At 60.6% G+C, this 16,151-nt stretch carries 17 protein-coding genes and 2 pseudogenes; 4 read left to right on the top strand and 15 right to left on the bottom strand.

Features of this window, described 5'->3' with window-relative positions:
- Nucleotides 1-3: 3 nt before the first annotated feature.
- Nucleotides 4-1,455, bottom strand: coding sequence for a RimK family alpha-L-glutamate ligase (locus JCM21793_RS08505; RefSeq protein WP_007008497.1), 1,452 nt, complete (start codon nt 1,453-1,455; stop codon nt 4-6).
- Complete coding sequence (rimI, locus tag JCM21793_RS08500; protein WP_025030108.1) at nt 1,452-1,928, bottom strand: ribosomal protein S18-alanine N-acetyltransferase; 477 nt, start codon at nt 1,926-1,928, stop codon at nt 1,452-1,454. Before rimI ends, JCM21793_RS08505 begins: the two co-directional genes overlap by 4 nt.
- A gap of 223 nt (nt 1,929-2,151) precedes the next feature.
- Here rimI and JCM21793_RS08495 point away from each other — a divergent pair, with 223 nt between their 5' ends.
- Nucleotides 2,152-3,045: a mechanosensitive ion channel family protein gene (locus JCM21793_RS08495; RefSeq protein WP_025030107.1), complete on the top strand. Its 894-nt coding sequence runs from the start codon at nt 2,152-2,154 to the stop codon at nt 3,043-3,045.
- Nucleotides 3,046-3,053: 8 nt separating this feature from the next.
- On the opposite strand, the gene JCM21793_RS08490 is transcribed toward JCM21793_RS08495, so the two are convergent.
- Both JCM21793_RS08490 and JCM21793_RS08485 read right to left on the bottom strand, forming a co-directional pair.
- The gene (locus JCM21793_RS08490; RefSeq protein ID WP_025030106.1) at nt 3,054-3,845 is read right to left on the bottom strand and encodes an anti-sigma factor family protein; all 792 of its coding nucleotides are present in this window, start codon (nt 3,843-3,845) and stop codon (nt 3,054-3,056) included.
- On the bottom strand, nt 3,845-4,360 hold the full coding sequence (locus JCM21793_RS08485; protein ID WP_025030105.1) for a sigma-70 family RNA polymerase sigma factor: 516 nt from the start codon (nt 4,358-4,360) through the stop codon (nt 3,845-3,847). The genes JCM21793_RS08490 and JCM21793_RS08485 overlap by 1 nt, the downstream gene beginning before the upstream one ends.
- A 229-nt stretch (nt 4,361-4,589) precedes the next feature.
- Between JCM21793_RS08485 and JCM21793_RS08480 the strand changes: the two genes are divergently transcribed.
- Nucleotides 4,590-5,801 carry an MFS transporter gene (locus JCM21793_RS08480; RefSeq protein ID WP_370671634.1) on the top strand — a complete coding sequence of 404 codons (1,212 nt, stop codon included), beginning with the start codon at nt 4,590-4,592 and terminating at the stop codon, nt 5,799-5,801.
- 9 nt (nt 5,802-5,810) lie between these two features.
- Here the strand turns inward: JCM21793_RS08480 and recO are convergent, their stop codons facing one another.
- The 11 genes and pseudogenes from recO to rpoZ all read right to left on the bottom strand — a co-directional run bounded on the left by recO (nt 5,811) and on the right by rpoZ (nt 14,585).
- Nucleotides 5,811-6,551 (bottom strand): DNA repair protein RecO, encoded by a 741-nt coding sequence (gene recO / locus JCM21793_RS08475; protein WP_025030104.1) that lies wholly within the window; start codon nt 6,549-6,551, stop codon nt 5,811-5,813.
- 18 nt (nt 6,552-6,569) lie between these two features.
- Nucleotides 6,570-7,495: pseudogene (gene era, locus JCM21793_RS24890) on the bottom strand (GTPase Era).
- A pseudogene (gene rnc / locus JCM21793_RS24885) lies at nt 7,492-8,210 on the bottom strand (ribonuclease III). The pseudogenes era and rnc overlap by 4 nt, the downstream one beginning before the upstream one ends.
- Before the next feature lie 14 nt (nt 8,211-8,224).
- Entirely contained in the window at nt 8,225-8,974 is a 750-nt protein-coding gene (lepB, locus tag JCM21793_RS08460) for a signal peptidase I (protein ID WP_025030103.1), read from the bottom strand.
- A 91-nt stretch (nt 8,975-9,065) separates the two neighbouring features.
- Nucleotides 9,066-9,473, bottom strand: a complete 408-nt coding sequence (gene acpS, locus JCM21793_RS08455) for a holo-ACP synthase (protein ID WP_007008487.1) — start codon at nt 9,471-9,473, stop codon at nt 9,066-9,068.
- On the bottom strand, nt 9,470-10,066 hold the full coding sequence (locus tag JCM21793_RS08450) for a DUF2062 domain-containing protein (protein ID WP_025030102.1): 597 nt from the start codon (nt 10,064-10,066) through the stop codon (nt 9,470-9,472). Before JCM21793_RS08450 ends, acpS begins: the two co-directional genes overlap by 4 nt.
- 225 nt (nt 10,067-10,291) lie before the next feature.
- The gene (locus tag JCM21793_RS24880) at nt 10,292-11,149 is read right to left on the bottom strand and encodes a methyltransferase, TIGR04325 family (protein ID WP_025030101.1); all 858 of its coding nucleotides are present in this window, start codon (nt 11,147-11,149) and stop codon (nt 10,292-10,294) included.
- A gap of 109 nt (nt 11,150-11,258) precedes the next feature.
- Nucleotides 11,259-11,552: a hypothetical protein gene (locus tag JCM21793_RS29450; protein ID WP_025030100.1), complete on the bottom strand. Its 294-nt coding sequence runs from the start codon at nt 11,550-11,552 to the stop codon at nt 11,259-11,261.
- 249 nt (nt 11,553-11,801) lie between these two features.
- The gene (locus JCM21793_RS24870) at nt 11,802-13,316 is read right to left on the bottom strand and encodes a RelA/SpoT family protein (protein ID WP_370671633.1); all 1,515 of its coding nucleotides are present in this window, start codon (nt 13,314-13,316) and stop codon (nt 11,802-11,804) included.
- Nucleotides 13,317-13,366: 50 nt separating this feature from the next.
- On the bottom strand, nt 13,367-14,053 hold the full coding sequence (locus JCM21793_RS31435) for an HD domain-containing protein (RefSeq protein WP_370671632.1): 687 nt from the start codon (nt 14,051-14,053) through the stop codon (nt 13,367-13,369).
- A 133-nt stretch (nt 14,054-14,186) separates the two neighbouring features.
- A complete protein-coding gene (rpoZ, locus tag JCM21793_RS08430) occupies nt 14,187-14,585 on the bottom strand; it encodes a DNA-directed RNA polymerase subunit omega (RefSeq protein ID WP_007008481.1) in 399 nt (132 codons plus the stop codon).
- A 296-nt stretch (nt 14,586-14,881) separates the two neighbouring features.
- On the opposite strand from rpoZ, the gene JCM21793_RS08425 reads away from it, so the two are divergent.
- Both JCM21793_RS08425 and JCM21793_RS08420 read left to right on the top strand, forming a co-directional pair.
- Nucleotides 14,882-15,472, top strand: a complete 591-nt coding sequence (locus JCM21793_RS08425; RefSeq protein WP_007008480.1) for a LabA-like NYN domain-containing protein — start codon at nt 14,882-14,884, stop codon at nt 15,470-15,472.
- Entirely contained in the window at nt 15,469-16,134 is a 666-nt protein-coding gene (locus JCM21793_RS08420) for a uracil-DNA glycosylase (RefSeq protein ID WP_025030099.1), read from the top strand. The genes JCM21793_RS08425 and JCM21793_RS08420 overlap by 4 nt, the downstream gene beginning before the upstream one ends.
- Nucleotides 16,135-16,151: the final 17 nt, after the last annotated feature.

The raw sequence follows: 16,151 nt of genomic DNA, 5'->3' as shown, positions 1-16,151 counted from the left end.
CCCTCACCTCTCCAGACGGTCGATGAACCACTGGGTGAGGCTGGTCCAGACAGCGTCCTTTTCTCCGGCATCTTCACAGCCATGATCGAGATTGGGATTGTCGTTGACTTCGATGACGTAGACACCTTCCGGCGTTGCCTTGAGATCCACGCCATAAAGCCCGCTTCCGATACAGCGCGCGGCACGCACGGCGATGTCGAGCACGTCCGACGGTGTGTCCGCCAGGGTGAACGAGCGAAAACCTCCCTCGTCCGGACGCCCCTGTCTTTCGTGATTGACGATCTGCCAGTGCTTCTTTGCCATGAGGTATTGCACGGAGAAAAGCGGCCTTCCGTCGAGAACCCCGATACGCCAGTCGAAGGCAGTGGGCAGAAACTTCTGCGCGATGAGCAGATCGGAATCCTCCAGCCATTTTGTCGCCAGCGCCTTGAGCTCCGCCATGTTCGCCGCCTTCTTCACGCCGCGTGAAAAAGAACTGTCGGGCGTCTTGAGCACCAGCGGGAAACCGAGCAGATCGGCAGCGCGCTCGAGGTCCGCTGTTCCGGCAATCATCATGGTCGGTGGAACGGGCACGCGGTGCGTCGTCATCAACTCATTGAGATAGACCTTGTTGGTGCAGCGGATCATCGACAGTGGATCGTCGATCACCGGCATGCCCTCCTGCTCGGCACGCCGGGCGAAACGGTATGTGTGGTTGGAAATGGACGTGGTCTCGCGAATGAACAGCGCATCAAAGTTTGCCAGGCGCGGCAGATCCTTCTTCGTGATCGGTTCCACTTCAACACCCATGCGGGCGGCGATGCGCGACCAGTGTTTGAGCGAAGCAACGCTCGACGGCGGGAGTTCCTCCCTTGGATCAATGAGGGTGGCGAAACCGTAGCGCGCCGGAACCCGGGTGCGGCTCTCACGCCACTGCCGGCTCGTATAGGTGTGCAGGGATGCGGTGAAGCGCTCCTTCTCTTCCGAACTCATGCGTGAAAGGGCGCGAAACCCGATGCGTGTGATCGTTGCCCATTCGCCGTCCTTGATGACGACTTCCAGAGCGGGCGCGCGAAACCAGTCGAACAGGAGCTTCGCGAAGCGTTCCCAGGCCTTTTCGGGTCCGATGCCGAAAAACACGCTGACGGTTGAAGGAAAGCTTCCGCCAAGTTCGGTGCGGCAGCGGTTGAGGGCCTGTTCAAGTTCCGGGAGCGCGTTCTCGTAGAGCTTGCGCGCAGAGAGGTCGATCATGGTTTCGACCGAGGGGATCACTCGATGACCGCGGGAACTGGCAAGCAGCGACGCATAGTAGCCACGGCTCTGATAGGCATAGCTGGATGAAAGATTGATGACCTTGGGTCGCTGTCCGCGAAACAGCGCCGGATGAGCCAGATAATCGCGGTTGGTGATGATTTTATAAGGGGTGGCGGTCTCGTCGAGATCGCCTTTCTTGCCAGTCAGGATGACCCAACTCATCTGGGGCCGTTCTCCGTGTTCAATGCGCACAGCGCCTTTTGGTAACGCAATGCGCTCATACCGTCGTGATAGTAATTCTCATATCGGGCAAAGCTACGATATCCCGTTTTTTCGTAAAGCCGTATGGCCGGCTCATTGTCTGCCCGCACCTCAAGGCGCATCGACTGGAACCCTCGTGCACGCGCTGCGTTCTCGACATGATGCAACAGCAACGCCGCCACCCCCCTGCCGGTTTCATCCGGTGCGACGGCAATGGAGTAAAGCCGCGCGATGCCACTCGTCCGGCGTGTCAACGCCAGCGCATATCCGAGGACTTTTTCACCCTCTTCGGCAACGCAGGTGATGGCCGCCAGCGATCCGATCAGGCGCCGGAGAGAGCGCTGGGAAAGTCTGTCGCCCGAGAACGCCGCGTTCTCGATTGCAACCAGCGCATCGAGATCTTCAAGATGGGCGAAGCGAACATCAATCGACATACCACGCTCCAGGCAACATCGGCGCCCCTGAAGGCCCATGCTCCACAAGCCCAAGCCCCGATTTGCAGCAACCGGCAGGGATTGCTAGACACGCGGCACCAGCAGGCCAGACGCGACGGGACGTCCGCAAAGCCATCTCCTCGCGTTTTGAGCGCTGCAAACGGGTCAATACCGTCCCCTGAAGGCCGGAAACGACAAACATGGAACGGAGACATTCCCCAATATGGAAATGCAAACTGAGAACCTCATGACAGCCGCCCAGGCAGCTCTGGCCCAGATCAGCGAATTCGCCGTATCTTACGCCTTCTCGATTCTCGGCGCCATCATTCTCATCATCGCCGGTTTTATTGTCGCGGGGATGGTGGAAAAGTGGGTGCGCCGCACGCTCGATCGTTTTCCCTCGTTCGATGTCACGCTCACCAGTTTTCTTTCCAAGATTGCCCGGTACGCGGTTCTGATCCTGGTCGGGGTCACGGTGCTGGCCCAGTTCGGGGTTCAAACGGCGAGCATCATCGCCGCACTCGGTGCGGCCGGCCTCGCTATCGGCCTCGCCCTGCAGGGCACGCTGCAGAATGTCGCCGCGGGCATCATGCTCCTCGTTCTGAAACCGTTTCGTGTCGGCGAGTTTGTCGAGGCGAGCGGCATTTCCGGGACGATCCAGACCATCGGCCTCTTCGCAACAGAGATGAAGACGGTCGATGGCCTCTACATCCTCGCGCCGAACAGCTCGCTGTGGAACACGTCCGTCACCAATTATTCGCGCAATCCGCGCCGCCGCAACGACCTGGTGATCGGCATCGGCTACAATGACGACATCGACCTCGCACAGAAGACAATGCTCGACCTTGCTGCCTCCGACGACCGTGTTCTGGCCGATCAGGAACCCGCGACCTTCGTTTCAGAACTGGGCGACAGCGCCGTCAACATCACCATGCGTTACTGGACCACGACCGCGGACTGGTGGCAGACCCGCCTTGACCTGACCAAAGCGGCCAAGAAGGCGTTCGACGAGAAGGGTATCTCCATTCCTTTCCCGCAGCGCGACGTTCACTATCTGCCGCTCGACAGCAAGGCCCAGACCACCAGGCCGGCCAAAAAGAGCACGGCCAAGCGCTGATGCGCGTCTCACCTACCGGCGAGCAATTGCCGGTAGGTGACGTTCGCGATCTCCAGCAGGCGCTTTTCTGAAATCGCTCCGGCAACCGTGTAGGCGAAGCCCTCTTCCTGCCAGTAGAATGCGCGGCCGCCTTCATCCTCAAAGAGTCGGAAGCCTGTCGTCTCTCCCTTCACGCAGTGGGCGACATAGAGCGAAACGCGTTCACCCGAAGGGTCTTCATACATGAACTGCGCGGCGGCCTTTCCGCCCGAGGGCAGCAACCGGCCGCCCATAAGGTCAAAACCTTCGGCCTGCAGATCGGGGGCGACAAGCCTGGTGCCCACGCGGTTGGACAGCCATCCGACCAGATGGCTGCGCTCGCTCGCGCCCACTTCAACAACATGGAGCTTTTCCGCAGCATAAACCTGGTGCGCAGCGACGGCCTCGCCAACCACGTCCAGCGCGGCGAGCGTTTCGCCGCCACCAAACCCCTGCTGCCCCGCCCAGAAACCGGCTGCCGCACCGGCCGCGACAAGCATGACGGCAGCGACAGCGAGCCTCCGCAACGGCATGTGCCGGGCGCCCTTCGTCTTGCGGCTGGCAGAATGGGCCCCTTCCTGCAGACGTTGCGGCACCTCCTCACGCGCCAGCGTGGCCAGTGTGTCACGCAGCAACGCCCGGTCCGAGACGTAGCGTGCGCTCAGCGCACGCATATCAGCGCGGGTTTCCAGCCAGGCCTCGTAGGCAGCCATATCCTCCGGTGATAGCTCGCCATCAAGTGCGAGGTGAATGTCCCTTTCATCAAAGCTGCGCTGTGTCATCACTCCACCGCCTTGAGAATGCGCCGGCGTCGCGCCAGATCAAGAATGTCACGCAGATCCTGCCGTCCACGCGCCACGCGCGACATCAACGTTCCCGTAGGAATGTCCAGAACATCCGCTGCCTCGGCGTAGCTCATGCCTTCAACCCCCACCAGAAGGATCGCGGCGCGCCGTTCCGGGCTGATTTCCTGCAGGGCATCGAGCACGTCACGAAGATCGAGCATGCCGTTCTGTTCCGGCGCGCTGACCGAAGCCCGCATGTCGACCGCTGCGCCCGAGACGAGTTCGCTCCGCCGCTTTCGTGCCCGCACACCATCGACGAACAGATTGTGCATCAAGGTGAACAGCCATCGTCGTGGCGACGTACCCGTCTGCCAGTTGTCGAGCCGCGAAAAGGCCCGCTCGAGGCAATCCTGCACGAGGTCATCGGCAGCATCGGCATCGCGCAGAAGAGCCCGCGCATAGCGTCGCAGCCCCGGAATTTCACCGACAATCGCCTTCTTCTTGCCGTCCATGCCCCCTGCCCGCCTTCTACGGGAGATTGCTTCTGTCCGATCAACGCATGCATAGACGAGTTTATTCCCGATCTTCGACAGCAATCATGAGAAAAACTGATCGAAGATGCACAATTTGTCGATTACGCTGAAGTTCAGCCTGCGCTATCCTTATCCTTCGGATTATTGAACTGACACACTGGAAACGCGTGAAGGCAACATGACACAACAAAACCCCGCCCGCGCGGCCATGCCACATGCGTTTCCATGGGCGGTCGTCATCTGTGGCTGTCTGATTGCAGCCCTGAACTTCGGCCCGCGCTCGGCCATGGGCTTCTTCCAGCTCCCTTTACTTGCCGAAACGGGCTGGGACCGCACCACATTCGGCCTCGCCATGGCGATCCAGAACCTGCTCTGGGGGATCGGCCAGCCGATTTTTGGTGCCATCGCGGACCGGTTTGGAACGTGGCGTGTTCTCGCCCTCTCCGCCGTTATTTACGCCGTCGGCCTTTTGATGATGTCGATGCCCACGCATGAAGCCATGCTTCACATCGGCGGCGGCGTTCTTGTCGGCCTTGGCGTTGCCGGCGGCTCCTTCGGCATCATCCTCGCAGCCTTCGCCCGCAGCGTTCCTGCCGAAAAGCGCAGCCTTATTTTCGGCCTTGCGACAGCTTCTGGCTCTGCCGGCATGTTTATCTTCGCGCCGATAAGCCAGGGCCTGATCGATGCGTTCGGCTGGTCCGATACGCTGGTTTACATGAGCGTGGCGATGCTGATTGTTCCGCTTCTGGCCATACCACTCGTCGGCAATGCGGCGACAGCGCGCAACAGCGCGGAAACCTTCAAGCAGACGGTCAGAGAGGCCCTTCGGGAGGCCTTCGCGCATCGCAGCTTCGTGCTTCTGGTCGCGGGGTTCTTTGTCTGCGGCTTCCAGGTCGCCTTCATCACCGCGCATTTCCCGGCCTATATCGGCGATATCGGCATTGATGCACGCTATGCGGTGGTGGCGCTAGCCCTGATCGGCTTCTTCAACATCATCGGCTCGCTCGCCTCGGGCTATATCGGCCAGCGCTATTCCAAGCCCGGTTTTCTCGCCCTGATCTACATCGCGCGGTCAATCGCCGTAACGGCATTCCTGCTGCTCCCGCAAACGCCCACAAGCGTAATCGTCTTCGCCATCGTCATGGGGCTTTTGTGGCTATCCACCGTGCCGCCGACCAATTCGCTGGTGGCGATCATGTTCGGCACAGGGCATCTGGGGCTTCTGGGTGGGGTCGTGTTCTTTTCACACCAGGTGGGCTCGTTCCTGGGCGTCTGGCTGGGCGGCTATCTTTACGACCTGTTTGGCAGTTATGACCCGGTCTGGTGGCTCGGCGTGATACTCGGTCTCTTTGCAGCCCTGGTTCACTGGCCGATCCGGGAAGCAGCCGTGCCGCGCCCTGCTCTTGCGCCAGCCGAGTAGGCCGTCGGTTCAACCGGCCGCGTCCTCGGCGCTGCGGGCGAGTGCCGCCAGAAAACCGCCGCGCGCAGCGGGCTCGTCCATCCCGCGCGGTTCGTACACGTTTCGGTGGAAGAAAAACCCGGTCAGACGATAAGCGTCCTCAAGCGCATCGGGCGGCGTCTCCATCCGCGCCTTCACTGTCAGAAAGCGCGGTAGCGGCAGAAGTCTGTTGCGCCAGGGAGCGCCGGCTTCTTCGGTCACCGCACGGCCGGATTTCGGCGACACATAGGCAAGGCTTTCGCGGCTGCCCGTCAGCGCGCATTGCGTGAGATCGAGCCCGAATCCCAGCTCGTCGAGCAGTGCCAGTTCAAAGCGCACCATCAGCGGCCCGGCGATCTCGGGCTCATCCAGATGCGCAGTGATTACTTTGAGGGTCTCATAAAGCCCTGCATGGGCGTCGCGCTCGGGCATCAGGCGCAGATGGGCGGCCAGAAGCTGTATGCCGTGGATGGCCAGCGCCGAGGCCAGAAGGCGCGCGGCGTTCAACTCCAGCGGTTCGACCTGAAACGTGCCCAGATGCTCTTCAAGGCGGGCGCGCCAGACCAGATCAACGCGATTTCCCGGCTGGAGAAGTGGCTGCATGCGGCGCGACCGGCCGCCTTTCACAAGGCCGAGATGCCGGCCATGAGCCGCCGTCATCGTTTCCAGGACGACGCTCGTTTCGCCATGCTTTCTGGCGCCCAGAATGATCCCTTCATCGCGCCATTCCATCAGGTCACTGTCCTTCCCTCAACCTGGGAATTCAAGCCCCATTTCGCGGAAGCGTTCAGGGTCGTTGCCCCAGCCCTCGCGCACCTTCACGAACAGAAAGAGATGGACCTTCTGTTCGAGGATTCCCGCCAGTTCCTCACGGGCGGCCTGCCCCACGGCACGGATGGCCGAGCCTTTGTGACCGAGCACGATTTTCTTCTGGCTGTCGCGTTCCACATAGACCACCTGGTCGATGCGCACGGAGCCGTCCTTGCGTTCTTCCCATTTCTCGGTTTCAACGTGGATCGCATAGGGCAGTTCCTGGTGCAGGCGCAGGAAGAGCTTTTCGCGCGTGATTTCCGCCGCGAGCTGACGCATCGGCAGATCGGATAGCTGGTCCTCTGGATAGTACCAGGGGCCCGCTGGAAGCGTTTCGGAAAGATGGGCGAGGAGATCGTCACAGCCCGACCCCTGCAGCGCCGAGATCATGAAAGTGCGTTCAAACCCCACCGCTTCATTGGCCCGGGCGGCGAGCTCCAGCAGGGAATCGCGCTTTACCCGGTCGATCTTGTTGAGGATCAGGATTTTGGCTGCGCCACGTCCCTGAGCTTCTCAAGAATGGCGGCGGCATCGCCCTTGATGCCACGCTCCGCATCGATCAGCAGCGCCACGATGTCGGCGTCCTTGGCCCCGCCCCAGGCGGTCGTGACCATGGCGCGGTCGAGCGTGCGGCGGGGATTGAAGATGCCTGGCGTGTCGATGAACACGATCTGCGCGTTTTCGTGGGTTGCGATGCCACGTACGATGGCACGTGTCGTCTGCACCTTGTGGGTGACGATGGACACCTTGGCACCGACAAGCTGATTAAGAAGCGTCGACTTGCCCGCATTGGGGGCGCCGATCAATGCCACAAAGCCGGACCGGGTCTCGCCCTGTGCGCCGGCTGCGGGAACGTCTTCACTCATGATGTGCTCTCATTGCTCTGCCACACGCCTTCCCGCTCCAGCATGCCGGTGGCGGCGGCCTGTTCCGCCTCGCGTTTGGAACGGCCCCTGCCGTGCGCGGGCTCATATCCGGTGATCCTGACGGTTACGGAAAAAACCGGATCATGGTCAGGTCCCTGCCGGTCTTCAACAGTATAGCCTGGCGTGACGCCGGCAACCTGATGCGCCCATTCCTGCAGGGCGGTTTTCGGATCGCGGCGATCGGCCCCTTCGGCCTGCGCACGCTCACGCCAGTGACGGCGCACAAAGGCACGCGCAGCTCGATGCCGCCTTCAAGGTATACCACCGCGATCAGGGCTTCCATCACATCGGCACGCAGGTTGATCTGCTTGCGGGTCGCAGCACCGCGCAGGTCGCTGCCCATATGGATAAGCGGACTGATCTTCAACTCGTCGGCGACCTCTGCCAGCGTCTCGGCATTGACGAGCGCGTTGAGCCGCACGGAGAGTTCGCCTTCGGGCGCTTTGGGGAAGCTCTCATAGAGCAGTTCGGCAACAGCAAGCCCCAGCACACGGTCGCCGAGAAACTCAAGCCGCTGGTAATCGGAACCCGAGCGGCTCCGCGCGCTGGCATGTGTCATTGCCTCTTCGACAAGCGCGGCATTCGTGAATTCAAATCCGGTGCAATCGGCGACCGCTTTGACTAACTGGGGGCCACGCAGGCGCTTGGCAGTCATGATCCACGCAAACTCTAGTCGACCCAGTCGAAGATGCGCCACGGGCGCACTTCCGAAGGCCAGCGCCAGATTTCCAGCGGGCTTGCGCCACCGGCGATGGAGAAGAAGATGATGTTGGCGCGTCCGACAAGGTTTTCAGCCGGCACGAAACCGACCGAGAAACGGCTGTCGGCGGAGTTGTCGCGATTGTCGCCCATCATGAAGTAATGCCCCTCGGGCACGATGAACTCGCGCGTGTTGTCGCCAATGCCGTTCGCCGTCAGGTCCAGCGTCTCGTAGGAAACGCCGTTGGGCAGCGTCTCCCGGTAGACGTCCACCGGCCGGTCCATCTCGGTAATGTCGGGATCGTCGATCTGGCCGATCTTCTCGCGCTCCACGGTCTTGTCGTTGATGTAGAGCTCACCCTCCCGCATCTGAATCTTGTCGCCCGGCATCCCGACCACGCGCTTGATATAGTCGATGGAAGGATTGGGCGGAAACTTGAAGACGACCACGTCGCCGCGCTCAGGTTCGGAACCCCAGATACGGCCAGAAAAGAGCGGCGGCGAGAACGGAAGAGAATGACGCGAATAGCCATAGGCCCATTTGGTGACAAACAGATAATCGCCCTCAAGCAGGGTCGGGCGCATGGAACCGGACGGAATGGAGAATGGCTGAAACAGGAAGGTGCGGATAACCAGCGCGAGGATAAGCGCCTGGACAATCACATTGACGGTTTCGCCCACGCCGCCCGATTTCTTCTTTGTCTTGTCAGCCACGCTCATCATGTCCTCGGTTCGAGTGTTTCGGCTCGGTCTTATCGCGCCAGAAAGGCGGCGGCAATGCGACAGCACAACCCTTGCGCAGTTTTCGGCGTCAGTTTCCGTTGTCGGGAACCGCCTCGATGATCACAAATGCCTGAGCCAGGGGATAGTCGTCAGTGATGGTCAAATGAACCAGCGCTTTCATGCCTGAAGGTGTCATGCCCTCAAGCCTCGCCCTGGCCTTGCCCGACAGCTCCATTGTCGGCTTGCCGCCGGGAAGATTGACGACCCCCATTTCGCGCCAGAAGACGCCACGCGAGATGCCTGTGCCAAGCGCCTTGGAGCATGCCTCCTTGGCGGCGAAGCGCTTCGCATAAGAGGCGGCGCGCTCACGGCGCCTGTCGGACTTGGTCCGTTCGATCTCCGTAAAGACACGCTGCGTGAAGCGCGCTCCGTAGCGATCAAGCGTTTTGGCGATTCGTCTGATGTCGATCAGGTCGCTTCCAATTCCGATAATCATGAACTCGTCGCGGTCCTTGCGTCGAAGGCTTGCCGGCCGGCCTTGCGGCGTGCCCGCTCGGCGAGACGCTTGCGGCGCTGCTCGCGGAAGGTGAATGTCGCCCAGCGTGTCACGAAGTAGAACACCAGGGCGAAGAAAATGCCCAGGGGCAGTGCGCCAACGGACATCGGCTTGATGACCGGCTCCCAGAGCTGGGAAAACTCCAGGTGGCGCAGCATCTTGCCCAGATGTATGGGGGCACCGTGCGAGAGCTCTCGCCCATAGAGGATGAGACGCCCCGTTTCCAGTGTCGCCCCCCAGATGAATGGGAATGTCAGCGGGTTGCCGACAGCGGTGCCAATGGCCGAAGCGACGAGGTTTCCGCCGATACACCATGCCAGACCGGCCGCGATGAAGAAGTGGAATCCCATGAAGGGCGTGAACGACGCGAACACACCGGCAGCGATGCCTGCAGCGATGGCGTGCGGCGTCGCTGTCAAACGCAGGACACGCTTGACGAAATATTGTGCGGATCGCCAGAACGAGCGACGCGGCCAGACCATGGTCCGCGTCCTCTCCCATAGATCCGCCGGTTTTCTACGTCGAAACAACATAGCGACTACGAAGCACCCCCAACAGCAACCAGGCTTCCCCCTGCCGACAGAATCCTAGAGCCCGTTTTCTTAACGACGGGTTCCCTGGGACATGTCTCTGGTTCGATATAGGCAAGCTCGGTCGGACGGGGCAAGGGAAACGGGTTAATAATCGTGTTTCCGGCTACAAAAGCAGGAAACACGATAGAGCTATTCACATGAAGCGGCGGAATTTGGGCGCCTGGCCTAACCCGCTTTCGCCATTGAAGGCTCGGCAGGTATTCGATCGCCAAGCGCCAGATCCTTGCGCAGCAGCATATATCCACGGCTCTCGCTCCAGCCCAGTTCGGGATGGCTCGCAACTCTGTGAGCCAGGTACTGAATGCACCAGCTGTCCACAATGCGATAGCCAAGTGCGTCAAGGTCCGCGAGAAACCGGTTCTTGTTGCGAATGTGGTAAGGCAGGAAGGTCGGCCCGCCGCGCTGCAGCGTATAGACGGACGGACCTTCCCGCAGTGCCACCTTGTTCAGGAGAATCACCTGCGGCCGCTCGGGCAGTCTGTCGACAAAGTCCGCGAACGGAATGTCCAGATATTGCAGCAGCCCGGAACACAGCAGTATCTCGGCTTTCCTGATCTCGGAAAAGCTGTCGCAAAAGGAAAGTTCCGGACCGAGACCCTCGGCGCGCGCCATGGCCCGGCCGGCTTTCACCATGGACGGCAGTTCATAGACCTGCCATTGCACGCCTGAAAGATCGAGCAGCTCGCGGAAAGCGCGATATTTCGTGCCAACATGCCCGCCGGCGTCCAGCAGGCGAACCCGGCGACCTGCCCGCGCCCGCAATTCCCGCTCGAGCCAGAACATGACTGGATAGTCCCAGTCGATGATCCTGCTCATCTTGTCGAGCGCAACCGGAACCACGTCTTCATGATCGTAATCGGTCAAAGCCCAGCGGGGTGCGGCGCTTACAGCGCTTTCGCGATCGGGATATGCTCCGGTCAGTTCCGCGCGACGGGCCACCAGGTGGACCTTTGACAGGGCCGAGTGCCACGGTCGGGCAAAACGCTTGATCCTGCCGCCATCGAAATGCAGTAAGGTTTTCATTTCAGCCTCTCTTGAACATGAGTAGCGTGCGCCCGTCATGCTGGCAGCGCCCGCTTCCGATGCAGGACGCATCGGGAGCCGACGTGGCCGGCGAATATGACCGGACGGTTCAGGAGAGCTTTTTGCGTGGAGGCTTGAGCGGCTTTTCCACCAGATTGGAACAGAGTGCAGCCATGGGCCCCGCAGCGAAACAGGCGTCAAACCGCGCATGGACCATGATTTCATGCTTCAGGCTGTCAATCGGCATGCAGTGGGCCATACAGCATTCCGTATCGGCAGACCCCGTGCTGCCGTGCGCCTCGTCGCCATGCTCATTGCCGTGTTCGTGTGCGTGATCCTGCGTGTGGGAAACGGCGTGACTGGAGGAGATATCCGCCGCAGCGGCTGGCGGGGTCACGTGCATGTGCACACCACCAAAAGGAAACAGCACAAGGGCGATCAGAGTGAGAGCGGCTAATCCACCTCTCAATAACTCCAAAGACTGGTGTTTCTGACCACTGTGCATTCAGGATGTTGGGCGCCGGACCCTCAAGGGGTCAACTTATCCTGGTCGTTCCCGGGCTACTCATTTCGGACGAAACAGCACTTCGATCTGCCGATGGCACGGATCCGGACGGGCCGTGCTTTCGGCACAGCTGCCAGGGTCAGGACCCTAGCCATTCACCCGATGTGCGTCGCTTACGCAGCTGATTTCCTTCAGCTGTGAGACGAGGCGGGTCAGGTGCTTTAGGTCCCAGACCTCGAGATCGAACAGCATCTCGGTGAAATCAGGAGCGGTTCGCTCCATGGCGAGCGTGTGAATGTTGGCGTCGTTCGACGCAATCACCTGCGCGATTTCCGCCAGCGAGCCAGGTTCGTTTATGGCTGTGACGGACATGCGGACGGGGAACCGCTCCTTCGTGTTCTCGTCGATGTCCCAGCGCACGTCTATCCAGCGCTCCGGCTGGTCGTCGAAGGCGGTCAGCGCCGGCGACTGGATTGGATAGATGGTGATGCCCGACCCCGGATGGAGAATGCCCACAATTCGGTCCCCGGGCACCGCGCCTTCGGGAGCGAAACTGACGGGCAGATCACCCGAAACGCCACGGATCGGCAGAGCGCCCCCTACCCCTTTGTCCGATGGGGCAGCGCTTTCCTTGGCACGCTTGGCCTTGCGCGACGAGCGACCGGGAATCTGAAACAGCATGCCGGCGGCATTGCGCAGATTGAACCAGCCCTCCTCGCGCTCCTTCGGCGCCTGTGTCACGCGTTCGTCCTTGTAGTCGGGAAACACCGCGCGCACGACATCCTGCGACGAAAGTTCGCCGCGCCCGACCGCCGCCAGAACATCCTCCACATCCTGACGCCCAAGGCGGTGGAGAACCGGCTTGAGGCCGTCGCGGGAGAAACTCTTGCCTGCGCGCTCGAAGGCTCGCTCAAGAATACGCGCGCCAAGGCCTGAATACTGTTTGCGGATCGCGTTTCGTGTCGCGCGGCGGATGGCGGCGCGCGCCTTGCCCGTGACCACGACCGATTCCCAGGCCGCCGGCGGCACCTGCGCCTTGGAACGGATGATCTCCACCTCGTCGCCGTTCTTCAGCTCGGTCATCAACGGCATGATGCGGCCATTGACCTTTGCGCCCACACAGGTGTCGCCCACCTCGGTGTGAACCGCATAGGCAAAGTCGATGGGCGTTGCGCCACGTGGAAGCGCGATCAGCCGCCCCTTGGGCGTGAAGCAGAACACCTGGTCCTGGAACAGTTCCAGCTTGGTGTTCTCCAGAAAATCTTCGGGCGTATCGCCTTCGGAAAGCGCCTCGATGGTGCGCCTCAGCCACGCATAAGCATTGGTGTCACGCGAGATACGGTGATCCGCGCCGTTCACCTTGCCGCCGAAATCCTTGTAGATCGAATGGGCCGCCACGCCGTATTCGGCAATGCCGTGCATGTCATAGGTGCGAATCTGCAGTTCGACACGCTGGCGCGACGGGCCGACGATCGTCGTATGGATCGACCTGTAGTCGTTCTGCTTGGGGGTGGAGATGTAGTCCTTGAACCGGCCCGGCACCATCGACCAAGTGGAATGGATGACCCCAAGGGCGCGATAGCAGTCCTCGATGCTGTCGACGAGCACGCGGAAGCCGAAAATGTCGGACAGTTGCTCGAAGGAAAGCGCCTTGGTCTCCATCTTGCGGAACACCGACCAGGGCTTCTTCTGACGACTCTTTACCGTCGCCTCTATCTGATGTTCGGCGAAGAGATGCGACAGCGCCTCCTCAATGGCCTTGATGACCCCACGATTGCGCTCGAAAAACTCGGCAAGCCGCTCGGTGACCGCGCGGAAAGCTCCGGGTTGATATGCCGGAAGGCCAGTTCCTCGAGCTCTTCGCGCATATCCTGCATGCCCATGCGTCCGGCGAGCGGCGCATAGATGTCCATCGTCTCTTCGGCGATGCGCAGCCTTTTGTGCTCGGGAACATGGTCGAGCGTGCGCATATTGTGCAGGCGGTCCGCGAGTTTCACTAAAAGGACGCGGACATCCTCCGAGATGGCCAGCAGGAGTTTGCGCAGGTTTTCCGCCTGGTGCGCCTTCTTCGACACGAGGTCGAGACGCTTCAGCTTGGTCAGCCCTTCAACCAGCTTGCCGATATCCGGACCGAACAGCTCGTCGATCTCGTCCCGCGTGGCGCTGGTGTCCTCAATGGTGTCATGCAACAGGGCGACAGCGATCGTCGCCTCGTCCAGATGCATGTCGGTCAGGATAGCGGCAACTTCCAGCGGATGCGAGAAATACGGATCGCCGGAGGCACGGCGCTGGTGGCCGTGCTTCTGCATTGCGTAGACATAAGCCTTGTTGAGTAGCGCCTCATTGACGTCCGGCTTGTAGCGCTGGACACGCTCGACAAGCTCGTATTGACGCATCATGGGCGGCTTCCTCGTTTTTGTTGTTGTTATCTACGCAAAGCAAAACATGCGCCGCGAAATTCACGGCGCATGTTTAAGATAGGCAAGAATGTTTCGGCAAGGAAGAGAATGCCGCGCCGAACATCCGTATCGATCAGAAATCGTCGCTTTTTTCCGGCGGAACGAGGCCTTCGATACCGGCAAGCAGATCTTCCTCGCTCATGCGGTCGAAGGAAATCTCTTCCTCCGGCTGATCGGCACCGGCTTCGGCGGAAGCGGCGGCCGGCTCGCTGATCTCGGGCAGGTCAGCCTCGGGCTCGTCCACCTCGACATGCTTCTGCAGCGAATGGATCAGATCTTCTTTGAGATCGCCAGGCGACAGGGTTTCATCGGCAATCTCGCGCAGCGCAACGACAGGGTTCTTGTCGTTGTCGCGGTCGACGGTGATCGCCTCACCCTGCGAAATCTGACGGGCGCGATGGCCGGCCAGAAGCACGAGCTCAAAGCGGTTATCGACCTTGTCGATACAGTCTTCAACGGTCACACGGGCCATTCAGTGCCCCTTTCATGCGTAAATCTGCAAGGAAATCCAGCGCGTCAATAGCCTGCCACATCGCAAAATTCAAGGCCAACGCTCAACGCCCGCTCTCCGATCAACACGGAAATGGGGCGTGGCGATGGCGGCGCAGCCTGCGTCTCGCGCGCTTGTATTTGTGACGAATTTATATATTGGTTGGAACAATCATATTCCAGCGCTATTTCCTCATAAGAGATGGCTTTTTGGTCGATTTTCGGCCCGGAGCCTCTCATTTGAGCGCTGAACGTTTATTTGAAACAGGAATTTTGACGATGTTCGATCCGCGGGAAAAAATTGCTCTCTTCATCGATGGTGCCAATCTCTATGCCACTTCGAGAGCCTTAGGATTTGACATCGATTACAGGAAGCTCCTGAGCAGCTTCCAGGAACGCGGTTACCTTCTGCGTGCCTACTACTACACGGCCCTTGTGGAAGATCAGGAATATTCCTCCATTCGCCCGCTGATCGACTGGCTTGACTACAACGGCTACAAGGTCGTTACCAAGCCCGCCAAGGAATTCACCGACTCGGCCGGGCGCCGCAAGATCAAGGGCAATATGGACATAGAGCTGGCGATCGACGCGCTGGAACTCAGCGACGTGGTCGACCACTATGTAATCTTCTCCGGCGATGGCGATTTCCGCACGCTGGTTGAGGCCCTGCAGCGCAAGGGCCGCAAGGTGAGCGTCGTATCGACCATCCAGTCCCAGCCGCCCATGATCGCCGACGATCTGCGCCGGCAGGCGGACAATTTCATCGACCTCTCGTCATTGCGCGAGGAAATCGGCCGTGCAACAAGCGAACGGCCTTCCCGCAAGGTGGAACCCGAAGACGACGCAGACGAGACCTTCGACGATCTATGATACCTGTTTCGGCGCGTGAAACCGAGCCGCCGCGCGACTGCCCACTTTGCCCGCGCCTTCACCAGTTCATTGCCGACTGGCGCGCCCGCGAACCCGAATGGCACAATGCGCCCGTTCCCACCTTCCTGCCCGAAGGAGGCGATGACGCCGTCGCATTTCTCATCGTCGGCCTGGCGCCGGGGCTTCGCGGCGCCAACAAGACGGGACGTCCTTTCACCGGCGATTACGCTGGAGACCTTCTTTACAGCACGCTGAAGACGTTCGGCTTCGCCAGGGGCAGCTACGAAGCCCGGCCGGATGATAGCCTGTCCCTCGTTGATACGGCGATCATCAACGCCGTGCGCTGCGTTCCGCCGGAGAACAAGCCAGTGGGCGCCGAGATCAACACCTGCCGCCAGCACTTCTTTGCGCCGACGCTGAAGCGCTTCAAGAATCTCAGAGCGGTGCTCACGCTTGGCGTGATCGCCCATCAGTCAACCGTTCGGGCGCTCGGCGGGCGCGTTGCAGCCCATCCCTTCACACATGGCGGGCATCAGGAGCTTGCCGGACTTGCCATTTTCTCGAGCTATCACTGCTCACGCTACAACACGAACACCGGCCGTCTGACGGAAGAGATGTTCGTGAGCGTTTTCCGTGATATACACGCGTTTCTGGACAAATAGAGTCCGATAGCGGCGCG

It is taken from the genome of Nitratireductor aquibiodomus NL21 = JCM 21793, from assembly GCF_000615975.1.
Taxonomy (GTDB): Bacteria; Pseudomonadota; Alphaproteobacteria; order Rhizobiales; family Rhizobiaceae; genus Nitratireductor; species Nitratireductor aquibiodomus.
The sequence above is the reverse complement of the archived record's forward strand: the minus strand, read 5'-3'. Positions and strand labels throughout refer to the sequence as shown.